At 62.0% G+C, this 14,622-nt stretch carries 9 protein-coding genes; 6 read left to right on the top strand and 3 right to left on the bottom strand.

Going from position 1 to position 14,622, the window contains the following annotated elements:
• The first annotated feature begins 2 nt into the window (after positions 1 to 2).
• From DFP86_RS16820 to DFP86_RS16800, 5 genes are all read left to right on the top strand, one after another.
• A complete protein-coding gene (locus DFP86_RS16820) occupies positions 3 to 3,071 on the top strand; it encodes an MdtB/MuxB family multidrug efflux RND transporter permease subunit (protein WP_133683416.1) in 3,069 nt (1,022 codons plus the stop codon).
• Positions 3,068 to 6,187, top strand: coding sequence for a multidrug efflux RND transporter permease subunit (locus DFP86_RS16815; RefSeq protein WP_133683414.1), 3,120 nt, complete (start codon positions 3,068 to 3,070; stop codon positions 6,185 to 6,187). Before DFP86_RS16820 ends, DFP86_RS16815 begins: the two co-directional genes overlap by 4 nt.
• Before the next feature lie 21 nt (positions 6,188 to 6,208).
• Positions 6,209 to 7,624 (top strand): efflux transporter outer membrane subunit, encoded by a 1,416-nt coding sequence (locus DFP86_RS16810; RefSeq protein WP_133683412.1) that lies wholly within the window; start codon positions 6,209 to 6,211, stop codon positions 7,622 to 7,624.
• 208 nt (positions 7,625 to 7,832) lie between these two features.
• The gene (locus DFP86_RS16805; protein ID WP_133683410.1) at positions 7,833 to 9,563 is read left to right on the top strand and encodes an ABC transporter permease; all 1,731 of its coding nucleotides are present in this window, start codon (positions 7,833 to 7,835) and stop codon (positions 9,561 to 9,563) included.
• Positions 9,564 to 9,593: 30 nt separating this feature from the next.
• Positions 9,594 to 10,889: an ABC transporter ATP-binding protein gene (locus tag DFP86_RS16800; RefSeq protein ID WP_133683408.1), complete on the top strand. Its 1,296-nt coding sequence runs from the start codon at positions 9,594 to 9,596 to the stop codon at positions 10,887 to 10,889.
• A 7-nt stretch (positions 10,890 to 10,896) separates the two neighbouring features.
• Here the strand turns inward: DFP86_RS16800 and DFP86_RS16795 are convergent, their stop codons facing one another.
• On the bottom strand, positions 10,897 to 11,361 hold the full coding sequence (locus DFP86_RS16795) for a PliI family lysozyme inhibitor of I-type lysozyme (RefSeq protein WP_133683406.1): 465 nt from the start codon (positions 11,359 to 11,361) through the stop codon (positions 10,897 to 10,899).
• 671 nt (positions 11,362 to 12,032) lie between these two features.
• Here DFP86_RS16795 and DFP86_RS16790 point away from each other — a divergent pair.
• Entirely contained in the window at positions 12,033 to 13,649 is a 1,617-nt protein-coding gene (locus DFP86_RS16790; RefSeq protein WP_243729426.1) for an NRAMP family divalent metal transporter, read from the top strand.
• A gap of 64 nt (positions 13,650 to 13,713) precedes the next feature.
• Here the strand turns inward: DFP86_RS16790 and DFP86_RS16785 are convergent, their stop codons facing one another.
• Positions 13,714 to 13,971, bottom strand: a complete 258-nt coding sequence (locus DFP86_RS16785) for a hypothetical protein (protein ID WP_133683404.1) — start codon at positions 13,969 to 13,971, stop codon at positions 13,714 to 13,716.
• A gap of 213 nt (positions 13,972 to 14,184) precedes the next feature.
• A partial coding sequence (locus DFP86_RS19380) for a T6SS immunity protein Tli4 family protein (protein ID WP_208108376.1) occupies positions 14,185 to 14,622 on the bottom strand: 438 nt, incomplete at its 5' end.

Here is a 14,622-nt window from a genome sequence, read left to right as displayed (position 1 = left end):
GGATGAATCCGTCACGCCAATTTATTCTGCGGCCGGTCGCGACGTCGCTGGCCATGCTGGCGATCTTGTTGGTCGGCCTGCTTTGCTACCGGTTTTTGCCGGTGTCCGCGTTGCCGGAAGTCGATTACCCGACGATCCAGGTGGTGACCTTATACCCCGGCGCTAGTCCGGATGTGATGACTTCGTCGGTCACCGCGCCGCTCGAGCGGCAGTTCGGCCAGATGCCGGGCCTTGATCAGATGAGTTCGTCCAGTTCCGGCGGCGCTTCGACCATCACGCTGCAGTTTGGCCTGGAAACCAGCCTGGATGTGGCCGAGCAGGAAGTGCAGGCGGCGATCAACGCCGCTTCCAATCTGCTGCCGTCCGACCTGCCGACCCCGCCGGTCTATAGCAAGGTCAACCCGGCCGACACCCCGATCGTGACGCTGGCCATCACCTCGAAAACCCTGCCGCTGCCGATGTTGACCGACCTGGTCGATACCCGGCTGGCTCAGAAGCTGTCGCAAGTGCCCGGCGTCGGCCTGGTGAGTATCGGCGGCGGCCAACGCCCGGCGGTGCGCATTCGCGTCAACGGGCCCGCGCTTGCCGCCAAAGGCCTGAGCCTGGATGACGTGCGAAGCGTGATCGGCAGCGCCAACGTCAATCAGGCCAAGGGCAGTTTCGACGGTGCGCAGATGGCCGCGACCATCGACGGCAACGATCAACTCAACACCGCCGACGACTATCGCAAGCTGGTGCTCAGCTATAAGAACGGCGCGCCGCTCAGGCTCGCCGATATCGCCGCGGTGGAAAACGGCGCGGAAAACAATCGGCTGGCGGCCTGGGCCGACACCACGCCGGCGGTGATTCTGAATATCCAGCGTCAGCCGGGCGCCAACGTCATTCAGGTGGTCGACCGCATCAAGCAGCAATTGCCGCTATTGCAATCCACCCTGCCCGGCACGGTCGACGTGCGTCTGTTGACCGACCGCACGGTCACGGTGCGTGCCTCGGTGGCCGACGTGCAGTTCGAACTGCTGCTGGCGGTGGCGCTGGTGGTGATGGTGATCTTCTTGTTCCTGCGCAATGTGCCGGCCACCATTATTCCCGCCGTGGCGGTGCCGCTGTCGCTGGTCGGCACCTTTGCCGTCATGTACCTCGCCGGTTTCAGCATCAACAATCTGACGTTGATGGCCCTGACCATCGCGACCGGTTTCGTCGTCGATGACGCCATCGTGATGATCGAGAATATCGCGCGTTACATCGAGGCGGGAGAAAAACCGTTCGCAGCCGCACTCAAGGGGTCGGAGCAAATCGGGTTCACCATCATCTCGCTGACCTTTTCGCTGATCGCGGTGCTGATTCCGCTGCTGTTCATGGGGGACGTGGTGGGCCGCGTCTTCCGGGAGTTCGCCGTGACCCTGGCCGTGTCGATCCTGATTTCGGCCGTGGTCTCGCTGACGCTGACGCCGATGATGTGCGCACGGCTGCTCAAGCATATACCGGAAGAACAGCAAGGCTGGTTTTATCACGCCAGCGGCCAATTCTTCGACCGGGTCATCGCCGGCTACGGGCGCGTGCTGACCTGGGTGCTGGATCGACAGAAGGCCACGCTGTTGGTCGCCTTCGGTACCTTGGCGCTGACGGTGCTGCTGTATCTTTGGGTGCCGAAGGGCTTTTTCCCCCAACAGGATACCGGCGCCATCCAGGTGATCACCAATGCGCCGCAGTCGATTTCCTTTACCGCCATGGCCGAGCGCCAACAGCAAGTGGCGCGGCTGCTGCTACAAGATCCGGCGGTGGAGAGCCTGTCTTCCTTCATCGGCGTGGACGGCAACAACGCGACACTCAATAACGGCCGCATGCTGGTCAACCTCAAGCCGGAAAACCGCCGCGAGGCGATGGCCGTCATTCTGCCGCGATTATCGGATCGCTTGGCGCAAGTGCCCGGCATCGATAGTTATTTGCAACCGGTACAGGACTTGACCATCGATTCCGGCGTCAGCCGCTCGCAATATCGCTTCATTTTGCAGGCCAATAGTCTGGACGAGCTGAACCTGTGGGTGCCTAAGCTGGTGCGCCGTCTGCAGCAGTCGCCGGAAATACGCAATGTGGCCAGCGACCTGCTGAACCGAGGCTTGCAGGCCTATGTGTCCATCGACCGCGACAGCGCCGCGCGTTTGGGGATCACGCCGGCCGCCATCGACAATGCGTTATACAACGCCTTTGGCCAGCGGCTGATCTCGACTATCTTCACCCAGACCAGTCAGTATCGCGTGGTGCTGGAGCAACAAGCCGGCGAAGTGGGGCTGGCGCAGTTGGGGGCGGTCTATCTGCCCACGACCGGCGGTACCCAGGTGCCGTTATCGACCGTGGTGCGGGTCGAAGAGCGCAACACGCCGCTGACGATCAACCACCTGGGGCAGTTCCCGTCGGCGACCATTTCCTTCGATCTGGCGCCGGGCGCTTCGCTCGGCAGCGCTGTCGGGGCGGTGCGGCAGGCGGAGGGCGACCTCGATCTGCCCTTGTCGATCCAGACGCACTTCCAGGGCGCGGCAGCGGCTTTCCAGGCATCGCTGTCCAATACGCTGTGGCTGATCCTGGCGGCCATCATCACGATGTATATCGTACTGGGCGTGCTGTACGAGAGCACCATCCATCCGGTGACGATCCTGTCCACCCTCCCCTCGGCCGGCGTCGGCGCGCTGTTGGCATTGCTTGTGTCCGGCAACGATCTGGGCGTGGTGGCCATCATCGGCATTGTGTTGTTGATCGGTATCGTCAAGAAAAACGCCATCATGATGATCGACTTCGCGCTCGATGCCGAGCGCGAACAGGGTATGGCGCCGCGCGAGGCGATCTTCCAGGCTTGTCTGCTGCGCTTCAGGCCGATCCTGATGACCACCATGGCGGCACTGCTCGGCGCGCTGCCGCTGATGCTCGGCACGGGGGTCGGCTCGGAGCTGCGCCATCCGCTGGGTTTGACCATGGTCGGCGGTCTGATGGTCAGCCAAGTATTGACGCTGTTTACCACGCCGGTGATTTACCTGGCGTTTGACCGCGTGTTCGCGCGTCGACGGAAACCGGCATGAACCTGTCCGCCCCCTTTATCCGTCGGCCGATCGGTACGGTGCTGTTGACGCTGGCCGTGCTGCTGGCCGGTGCGCTGGCTTTTAAGCTGCTGCCGGTGTCGCCGTTGCCGCAGGTCGATTTCCCGACCATTTCGGTGTCGGCCAGATTGCCGGGCGCGAGCCCCGAGACCATGGCGTCCAGCGTGGCGACGCCGCTGGAACGCTCGCTCGGCCGCATTGCCGGTATTACCCAAATCACCTCCACCAGTGCCCAGGGGTCGACGCGCATTACGCTGCAGTTCGATCTCGACCGCGACGTCAACGGCGCCGCACGTGATGTGCAGGCGGCGATCAACGCCGCGCGCTCGCTGTTGCCGACGGGATTGCCGAGCAATCCGAGCTACCGCAAGGTCAATCCGTCGGAAGCGCCGATCATGATCATCTCGTTGACCTCCAAGGCCTACAGCAAGGGGCAGATGTACGACATCGCCTCGACCATGCTGGCGCAGCAATTGGCTCAGGTGCAGGGGGTGGGCGATGTGACGGTCGGCGGCAGCTCGCTGCCGGCGGTGCGTGTCGAATTGCAGCCGCAGGCGCTCAATCACTACGGCATCGGCCTGGAACAGGTGCGCGCGGTCTTGGCGGCCAACAATGCCAACCGACCCAAGGGCGCGTTGGAGGAAGGCGACCGGCATTGGCAGATCCTGGCCAACGACCAGGCCATCCAAGCGCGCGACTATCTGCCGCTGATCGTTCGTTACGCAAACGGCAACGCCGTGCGGCTCTCCGATGTGGCCGAGGTGGTGGATTCGGTACAGGACTTGCGCAATGCCGGTGCGGTCGATGGTCAGCCATCGGTGTTGCTGGTGGTGACGCGCCAGCCTGGCGCCAACATCATCGATACCGTCGATCGGGTGCGCGCGTTGTTACCGCAATTGCAGGCGTCGATTCCACAGGGGATTCAACTCAACGTGCCGTTGGATCGCACGCCGACCATCCGCGCATCGCTGGCCGACGTCGAGCGCACGCTGATGATCTCGATCGCACTGGTGATCATGGTGGTGTTCCTGTTTCTGCGTAACGGCCGCGCCACGATGATTCCCGCCATTACCGTGCCGGTGTCGCTGGTAGGCACCTTCGGCGTGATGTATCTCGCCGGCTTCAGTCTGAACAATCTGTCGTTGATGGCGTTGACCATCGCCACCGGCTTCGTGGTCGACGATACCATCGTGGTGTTGGAAAACATCTCGCGCCACATCGAAGACGGCATGTCGCCCATGTCTGCGGCCTTCAAGGGCGCGAAGGAAGTTGGCTTTACCGTCTTGTCGATGAGTTTGTCGCTGATCGCGGTATTCATCCCGATTCTGCTCATGGGCGGCATCATCGGCAGGTTGTTTCGCGAGTTCGCCATTAGCCTGTCGGCGGCGATTCTGATTTCTCTGGCGGTCTCGCTGACCACCACGCCGATGTTGTGCGCGCGCTGGCTTAAGCCGCACGACGAAGCGCGCGAGCATGGGCGGGTGGTGGAATGGGCGCAGCGCGCACTCAATGCGATGCAAGACGGCTACCGTCGCTCGCTCGTCTGGGCGTTGGCGCACGGCCGTTTGATGATGATGTTGCTTTTGGCAACCATTTGTTTGAATGTCTATCTGTACGGTGCGGTGCCGAAAGGCTTTTTCCCGCAGCAGGATACCGGGCGGCTCGCCGGCATGCTGCAGGCCGACCAGCAGACCTCTTTCCAGGCGATGAAGGTCAAGCTCGACCGCTTCATGGCCAAGGTACGGCAAGATCCCGCCGTGGCGACCGTGGTCGGTTTCACCGGCGGCTCTCAGCTGAATACCGCCAATCTGTTCGTGGTGCTCAAGCCGCTCTCGGCGCGCCGGGAAAGTGCCGATCAGGTGATCGCCCGGCTGCGCAAGTCGCTGGCGAACGAGCCGGGCGCAACGCTCTATTTGCAATCGGTGCAGGATATCCGCATCGGCGGGCGGGCCAGCAACGCCCAGTATCAATACACCTTACAGGGCGACGACCTGGAGACGCTGCGCCAGTGGGAGCCGAAAGTCCGGCGGGCGCTATCCCAATTGCCGATGCTTGCCGATGTCAACTCTGACCAGCAGGACAAAGGCCGCGAGGTCAAGCTGGTGTTCGATCGCGATACCATGGCGCGCTTAGGCTTGACCCAGCAGGCGGTGGATAGCACGCTCAACGATGCGTTCGGCCAGCGCCAGGTCTCGACCATTTACCGGCCGCTCAACCAGTACCATGTGGTGATGGAGCTGGCGCCGACATGGTGGCAAAACCCCGATGCCCTGCAATGGATCTACGTGCGCTCGCCTAGCGGCCAGATGGTGCCGTTGTCGGCGTTCAGCCGCTACGAGCCGAGCAATACCGCTCTGGCGGTCAACCACCAGGGGCAGTTCGCGGCGGTCACTATTTCCTTCAACCTGCCGGTCGGCGTCTCGCTCTCCGACGCCACCGACGCCATCAACGGCACAATGCGGAAAATCGGCCTGCCCGCCACGATCATCGGCAGTTTCCAGGGCTCGGCCGCCGCTTTCCAAAGCTCGCTGTCGAGCCAGCCGGTGCTGATCCTGGCGGCGATCCTGGCGGTGTACATCGTGCTGGGTATGCTCTACGAGAGCGTCGTGCATCCGCTGACCATCCTGTCGACCCTACCGTCGGCCGGCGTGGGGGCTCTGCTTGCGCTGTTGGCCTGCAATACCGAATTCAGCGTCATTGCCATGATCGGCGTGCTGCTGTTGATCGGCATCGTCAAGAAAAACGCCATCATGATGATCGATTTCGCGCTCGAAGCCGAACGACAGCAGGGGCTGTCGACGCGCGAGGCGATCCTTCAGGCCTGCTTGCTGCGTTTCAGACCGATCATGATGACCACGATGGCCGCCTTGTTTGGCGCCATCCCGTTGGCGCTGGGGCATGGCGACGGTGCCGAAATGCGCCAGCCGCTGGGTATCGCCATCGTCGGCGGCCTGGTGGTCAGCCAGGCACTGACGTTGTATACCACGCCGGTTATCTATCTATACCTCGACCGTTTCCGGCTGTGGTGCTTGTCGTGGCGTAAGCCGCCGCTGTCGCCCGCCCAGGCGCCGCGGGGCGGTGACGGCACCAATGCATGACATGAATAACAAGGATGCAGTATGAAAAAGCGCTTATTCTGCGGCTTGTGCTGGCTGGTTCTGACGGGATGTGCGGTCGGGCCGGATTACGTCCGGCCTAGCGTGGAGACGAGTAGCCAGTTCAAGGAGGCGAAGGGCTGGCAACAGGCCGAGCCGGCCGACCAGCGACCGAAGGGCGACTGGTGGACCGTGTTCGGCGATCCGGATCTGGATCGGCTGGAGGGGCTGCTCAACGCCGCCAATCTGAGCATCGCTCAGGCGGAGGCGCAATACCGGCAGTCGGCGGCCTTGTTGCGTGAAGCTCAGGCGGGTTTCTTCCCGACCGTGGGCCTGTCGGCCAGCGAAACGCATGGTCGCAGTACCGGGTCCGGCAGCGCATCGAGTTCGGTCGACACCGCGTATAACGCGGCCTTGTCGGCCAGTTGGGAAATCGATCTATGGGGGCAACTGCGCCGTGGCGCCGAGGCTGGCGCAGCAGGCGAAGCTGCCAGCCTCGCCAGTTTGGCCAATGCGCGTTTGAGCGCTCAGGCGCAGTTGGCGATCGCCTATTTCCAGTTGTATGTCGCCGATAGCCAGAAGCGCTCGTTGGACGACAGCGTGGCGGCTTACCGGCAGCAACTGCAAATTACGCAGAACCGTTATGCCGCCGGTGTCGCGGGCCAAGGCGATGTCGCCCAGGCGCAGAGCCAACTGCAAAGCATCCAGGTGCAGGCAATCGATAAAGGATTGCAACGCGACAAGCTGGAGCATGCGATCGCGGTGTTGATCGGCCAGTCGCCGTCCGGTTTTGCGCTGGGCGAACGCCAGGCGGCGCCGAGTATGCCGGTCATTCCCGCGGGCTTGCCGTCCGAATTGTTGCAACGCCGCCCGGACGTGGCGGCCGCCGAACGGCTGGTGGCCCAGGCCAACGCGAAAATCGGCGTTGCACGCGCCGCCTGGTTTCCGCAGCTGACGCTGGGCGCCAGCGGCGGTTTCCGAGGCAACAATCTGAGCGATTGGATCACGTTACCCAACCGGGTCTGGTCGGTCGGGCCGACTTTGGCGGCCACGCTGTTCGACGGTGGGTTGCGCAACGCGCAGAACGACGCGGCGCAGGCCAACTACGATCAGACCGTCGCCGCCTATCGGCAGACGGTGCTCTCCGCGTTCCAGGATGTGGAAGACAACTTGGCCGCCATGCGCATCCTGACACAAGAAGCCGAGATGCAGCACCAGGCGGTGCTATCGGCGCGCCAATCGGCCGCCATTACGCTGAATCGGTACCAAGCGGGGACCGCCAGCATGTTGGACGTCACGCAGGCCAATGCCACCCAGCAGTCGAGCGAGCGCGCGGAGTTCGACATTCTCAATAGCCGACTGACTGCGACGGTCGGCTTGATCAAGGCTCTGGGCGGCGGTTATCGCACCCCTGTCGGCGATGCGCCCGCTTCTCCTTGACGGGGTTCCCTGCGTCACGTAGATCGGCGAAAATAACGGGTCGGCGCGAGCTGGCCCGTTTTCATGTAAAAGCGCCGAAATGTCATCAAAGCAAGCTAGACTATCGGCCGGCGGCGAACGCACGCTACTAACACGCAGGGTGCGTTCGCGGAGCAACGCACCATCAACAAAAGGCGACTATGAATAACAACACGAAGGGAGCCGGTCGATGCGCATGATCCTGCCTCCCCTCTTCAATGCCTCCGCGCGGCGGCTGCTGCCCAATCGCTGGGACTTTGTCGCCTTTCCGCTGATTCTGTGCGTGATCGTGCTCGGCAGCACCGGGTTTCACCAGACCATGGCGCCGTTATCGACGCTCAAGACCCAGGTGATCTCGCTCGATCCCGCAAGTCTTCCGGAGTATGCGCTACGCACGATCCTGCGCATGCTGGCCGCCATGTTCGCCTCGCTGGTGTTCACCCTGGTCTATGGCACCTTGGCCGCCAAGAGCCGGCGCGCCGAGAAAGTGCTGGTGCCGATCCTGGACATCCTGCAGTCGGTGCCGGTGCTGGGCTATATCTCGTTTACCGTCACCTTCTTCATCGCGCTGTTCCCGGGTCGGGTGCTCGGCGCCGAGTTCGCCGCGATCTTCGCCATTTTCACCAGCCAAGCCTGGAACATGACCTTCAGCTTCTATCAGTCGATGCGCACGGTGCCGCGCGATCTGATCGAGGTGTCGCGCGGGTTCCAGCTCACCGGCTGGCAGCGTTTCTGGAAGCTCGAGGTGCCCTTCTCCATGCCCGGCCTGATCTGGAACATGATGATGAGCATGTCCGGCGGCTGGTTCTTCGTCGTGGCCTCGGAAGCGATTACGGTGGGCAACAACACGGTTACCCTGCCAGGCATCGGTTCCTATCTGGCGCAGGCGATCGCCGAGCGCAACCTCGGCGCGGTGGGCTGGGTAATTCTTACCATGACGCTGGTGATCCTGGCCTACGACCAGTTTCTGTTCCGTCCGCTGGTTGCCTGGGCCGACAAGTTCCGCATGGAGGACACCAGTTCGCAGAACGAGCCCGAATCCTGGTTGCTGGATCTGATCCGCCGCACACGGCTGATCCAAAAAATGTTCCAGCCGCTGGGCACTTTGCTGCGAACCTTGGCGCGCATGCCGCTTAAGCTGCCGCTACCCGCGTCCGGCAAGCCGGCGACACCGGCCATGGGCCGGCTAGCCGATGTATTGTGGGCGGTGCTGGTCATTCTGGGAACCTGTTCGCTCGCCTGGCGGGTGGTCAGCTATGTCGCCGCCGGCGTGAGCTGGCACGATGTCTGGCAGGTGCTGACCCTGGCATTCGTCACCCTGCTGCGGGTGCTGCTGCTCATCGCACTTGCCTCGCTGGTGTGGGTGCCGCTCGGCGTATTGATCGGTTTGCGCCCCAGACTGGCCGAAAAGATCCAGCCGTTGGCGCAGTTCCTGGCGGCGTTCCCGGCCAACCTGCTGTTCCCGGTCTTCGTGATCGGCATCGTGCATTTTCACGCCAACCCGGATATCTGGTTGTCGCCGCTGATCGTACTGGGCACGCAGTGGTACATCCTATTCAACGTCATTGCCGGTGCTTCCGCCTTTCCCAACGATTTTCGCGAAGCGGCGGCCAATTTCCGCATTCGCGGCTGGCAATGGTGGCGCAAGGTGATGTTGCCCGGGATTTTCCCCTACTACGTTACCGGCGCCATCACGGCCTCGGGGGGCGCCTGGAACGCCAGCATCGTGTCCGAAATGGTGCAGTGGGGCGATATCAAGCTCAAGGCGCATGGCCTTGGCGCCTATATTGCCGAAACGACCGCGGCCGGGGATTTTCCGCGCATCATTCTCGGCATCGCCACCATGTCGTTATTCGTGGTGCTATTCAACCGTCTGCTGTGGCGGCCGATGTATGCCTATGCCGAAAACCATCTGCGTTGATCCGTGGCTGACGAAGAAAGATTGAGATTCATGGAAAACATTGCTAATTCGACCATTCTCGACGCGCGCGATGTCTGCTGCGGCTTTGAAAAGGCGCAAGGCGAGCTCAAGGTACTCGACGGTGTCAATTTGACGCTCAAGGAAGGCGAAATCGTCGGCCTGCTCGGCCGTTCCGGCTCGGGCAAATCGACGCTGCTGCGCATTATCGCCGGCCTGATTCCGGCCACCGACGGCGAGGTCAATTATTGCGGCCGGCCGGTCGACGGCCCGGTCGAAGGTGTGGCCATGGTGTTCCAGACCTTCGCCCTGTTCCCGTGGTTGACGGTGCTGGAGAACGTCGAAGCCGGCCTGGAAGCGCTCGGCGTGCCGGCGCAAGCGCGCCGCGAACGCGCGCTCAAGGCGATCGACCTGATCGGTCTGGACGGTTTCGAAAGCGCCTATCCGCGCGAGTTGTCCGGCGGCATGCGCCAGCGCGTCGGATTCGCCCGCGCACTGGTGGTCAATCCGACCCTGATGCTGATGGACGAGCCGTTCTCGGCGCTGGACGTGCTGACCGCCGAAACCTTGCGTACCGACCTGCTCGATCTGTGGAACGAGGGCGGCCTGCCGATCAAGTCGATCTTGATCGTCACGCACAATATTGAAGAAGCGGTCTTCATGTGCGACCGCATCCTGCTGTTGTCGTCCAATCCGGGCCGGGTGATTTCCGAAGTCACCGTGCCGTTCGCCCATCCGCGCAATCGTCTCGACCCGGCATTCCGCCAGTTCGTCGACGATATCTACGCCAAGATGACGCGCCGGCCGCAAGCGGACGCACAGCGCAAGGTGGGGCTGGAGCTCAAGAGCTGGCTGCCGCAGGTCTCGACCAACCTGATCGCCGGTCTGATCGAGACCGTGGCCGCCGCGCCATACAACGGTCGGGCCGACATGCCGGAAATCGCCCAGCAACTGCATATGGAGGTCGACGACCTGTTCCCGGTGGCCGAACTGCTGCAGCACCTGGGTTTCGCCGAGATGTCCGAAGGCGACATCACCCTGACCTACTACGGCCGGCAGTACTCCGACTTCGGCACACAGGAGCGCAAGCAGCTGTTTGCCGACTGCCTGCTGCGCGGTGTACCGCTGGCGTCGCACATCAAACAGGTGCTGAACGAGCGGCCGAAGCAGCGCGCGCCGCGCGACCGCTTCAAGCAGGAACTGGAAGATTACCTGAGCGACGAGGCCGCCGAGGAGACGCTCGACTCGGTGATCAACTGGGGCCGTTACGGCGAGATCTTCTCCTACGACGACCAGGCGGAGATGTTCGGCCTGGAAGACGAGGCCTGATCGTCCGTTACGGCGTACAGGATTTCGCAGCGCCCTTTGCCGCCATCAGCGCCGCGCGTAAGTCGGCCGTGGGCGGTAGGGCGCGCACACAGCGCCAGAGCGCCAGGTGGCCGGGTTTCGGTTGCGTGTAGGCGTCGGCCGACAAATAACTGCCCGACCCGGCGCTTTGCATCACCACCATCACGAACGGCTTGCCTTGCGGCTTGAGTTGAATTTGGCGCACGGCGGTGACCGAGCCGTCGCGCGGCCTGATGAGGCCTTGTTGGAAATGATCCAAGGCAAAGCTCGGGTCGTCAGCCTTGGCGTAGAGCCGGATGCTGTAACTGCCCAGCGAGCGTGCCTCGCCCTCCCCTTCCGCCACCACCAGCGTCTGGCCCGAGTCCAGGCGCAGTTTCACTAGCCGGCTATCCATCTCGTCGGCCAACAATCGAGTCGGGATCAAAAACAACAGCAATAGTAGGCGCCAGCTCATCGGAGTCTCCCTGGGTGGTTATGAAAGGCAATATAGTAAAGTCGTGCGTCGCTGCGCGAACGCATGCTACCTGAGTAGGTAGCGTGCATTCGCCGAAGGCAATGCACATTGGGATTTATCCGAACAAATTGCTGGCACGGTCAGTCGCCGGGCTTCTCAAACAGTTTATCAATGGCTATAATCCGGCTGTTATCAATGACATAAGGGCTCCGACGTGGGCAGTAGTTCCCAGAGTTGCATGCTGGCTTGGGCCAGCGAAGTACTGGCGAGTTAAGCACACACGGGTCTTTTTCCCCGCCGCTGACTCGCCGCAACGGGTTAGCGCGCTTCGAGTACCGGTTCGAATGACCGGCTGCATCATCCCTAGCACGCTCTACTAGAAAACCCTCCGAATCGGGTATTCGCCTCGGCGTTCGGCCAAAGCTGATTGCTTGCCGTCGCCATGGCCGATGCACCGTTCGGAGTGTCCAAGTTTCGGATCGCTGTTATCAATCCGTCTGGACAGACGCATGTCGTCTGCCCGATGAGGCCGTGCGTCGGCCGTGGATCGATGATGGGTCGCCGGGCTTCCATTCGCCGCTTAGGGCCGTTAGGCCTAGAGTGGCGAACGGAAGCTTGTTCGGCCGTTTTCCATCATGGGCCCCGTCGTCGTCGCGGTTAGGGAGAAAATCATGGACATGAGCAAGAACGACGCCAATGCCGCCGTACTGGACGCCGCCCACCTGGGCGACATCCGCGGTGCGCTGGGCACTATCCGCCACGACGACACCGCACCGCGCAATGGTTGGCTGGCCAAACTGAAAACCCTGCTGGCCATTCTTGGACCAGGGCTGATCGTCATGGTCGGCGACAACGATGCCGGTGCCTTCAGCACCTATACCCAGGCCGGCCAGAATTACGGCACCTCGCTGTTGTGGACGCTGGCCTTGTTGATTCCCGTCATCTACGTCAATCAGGAAATGGTGCTGCGCCTGGGCGCGGTGACCCGTGTCGGCCATGCGCGGCTGATTCTGGAGCGCTTTGGCAAATTCTGGGGAGCATTCAGCGCCATCGATCTGTTCCTGCTCAACGCGCTGACCATCGTGACCGAGTTCATCGGTATCAGTCTGGGTATGGAATACCTGGGTGTTTCCAAGATCATGGGGGTGGTACTGGCGGCACTGTTGATCATGCTTTCGGCGGCCACCGGCGACTTCCGCCGCTTCGAGCGTTTCTCGCTGATCCTGGTGGCCGGCAGTCTGCTCCTGGTACCTATCCTGGTGATGATTCATCCACCGGTCGGCCAAGTGGCGCACGACTTCCTGGTGCCCGGCATGCCGGCGGGCGGCAAGCTGGCGGATGTGATGCTGCTGATCATCGCCATCGTCGGTACCACCGTGGCGCCCTGGCAGCTGTTCTTCCAGCAGAGCTATATCATCGATAAGCGCATCACCCCGCGCTTCATTCGTTACGAACGCGCCGATTTGTGGCTCGGCATCGTGCTGGTGATCGTCGGCGCCGTGGCGATGATCGCCTTTACCTCGCAAGTGTTCGCGGGACGTCCGGAGTTCGGCAACTTCATGGATGCCGGCGCGGTCGCGCATGGGCTGGGCAAGTACTATGGCCGACTACCTGGCGTGCTGTTTGCCATCGCGTTGATCGACGCGTCGATCATCGGCGCCATGGCCGTGTCGCTGTCGACCGCCTATGCCTTGGGCGATGTGTTGAGCCTCAAGCATTCGCTGCATCGCAAGCCGACCGATGCCCTGGGATTCTATGCCATGTACTGCGGACTGATCGTTTTCGCCGCCGCGCTGGTGCTGATGCCAGGGGTGCCGCTGGGTTTGCTGGTCAATGCGGTACAGACTTTGGCCGGGGTATTGTTGCCGAGCGCAACGGTTTTTCTGTTGCTGCTGTGCAATGACCGCGACGTGCTTGGCCCCTGGGTCAACTCGCGCCTGACCAATATTTTTACCGCCTTGATCGTGTCGGTTCTGGTGATGATGTCGGTCATTCTGACCGCCGCGGTGTTGTTCCCGAATATTTCGGAAAGCATCATCTTGGCCATCTTGATCGGCGGCGGCGTCGCCTGTGTGCTGACGGTGATCGTGCAGCAGTTCATGGGTGGGCGCGACGCGGTGACGGTCAAGCCGGATATGGAAACGCTGTACAACTGGCGCATGCCGGCACTGGCCGACCTCAAGCCGATGCTGCTGACCGGTCGCAGCAAGCTGTGGATGGCGGTCTTGCGCGGTTACATGTTGGTGGCGATCGCCATGGTGATTTACAAGGTGGCGATCTCGTTCTAGTAAAGGGGGCAGTGCCGCATCACTTCCGGTCGGAGGGCTGTGCCCTCCGCCTCCGAAAAGGCCGTTAATCGGCCGTTAGCACCAGGCAACCCGCCAGCCGACGCGCTTGTGCGGTTTGCGGCAGATAGAGCCATGAAGTGTTGCCGTCGATCGGCTCGAATGCCCACGGCAAGCGACTATCGACGATCAAACGGCACTCGTCGGAATTTGGACGACTGCGACGCGGCAAGCACAACATGGAAATCAGGGAAAAGAGTTGCTGCTGGCGGGAATCCGGATTTTGTGAAAAGACAGGGACTGCTTTAACATGGTTGGCAACCATTCTGAACTCCCTAGAAGTTTGGTTTGGCCAGCGGGTTCGGTGGTGTTCGTTGCACCCCGGGCCCGCGCCTCTTCGCGGCAAATGCCGCACCGGTAGATTACCCAGCCTCACACCCACTGACAACCAAGCGCAGCCGTCAGAAAATGCTGAAACTATCCAGCACGGTAGAAGGGTGCGTTCGCGAAGCATCGCACCAACCGCGTCATGGAGGATCTAGCCAAGCTGCACCAACTCCCACTCGCTATCGATGGCCAGTTCCTCCGGCGCGCCTTTCAGCTTTTGCCAAAGACTACGCTGGTTCGGCACCAGCACCGACGGCAGGGTCTGGCCTATCGTGAACGACTGCTGCCGGGGCGTGGCCTGTGGATGCGTGCATTGCCATAGACCGCTTTCAGGGCAAGGCCGGCCACTGGCCACCTTGCTACCCAAGGGCAGACGATCCGGAGCCTTTGGGGCGGCAGGCGTGGCGTCGGAAGTTTTGTCGTGTCCGCCGATTGGACGGATGCGGATAGTTTTGACGATGGTGTCGTACAGAGCTTGAATTTGCTGGGTGGACAGGGAGGATGGGCTGGTAACGCCAGCAATACCTTCCCCCGAGGTAATCTCCAAGTGGATATTTGGTTTGAGCGGATTGCTCAGATCTCCCTGCGT

The sequence above is a fragment of the Paludibacterium purpuratum genome (assembly GCF_004363805.1).
GTDB lineage: Bacteria > Pseudomonadota > Gammaproteobacteria > Burkholderiales > Chromobacteriaceae > Paludibacterium > Paludibacterium purpuratum.
This window is presented reverse-complemented; position numbering and strand designations above follow the sequence as displayed.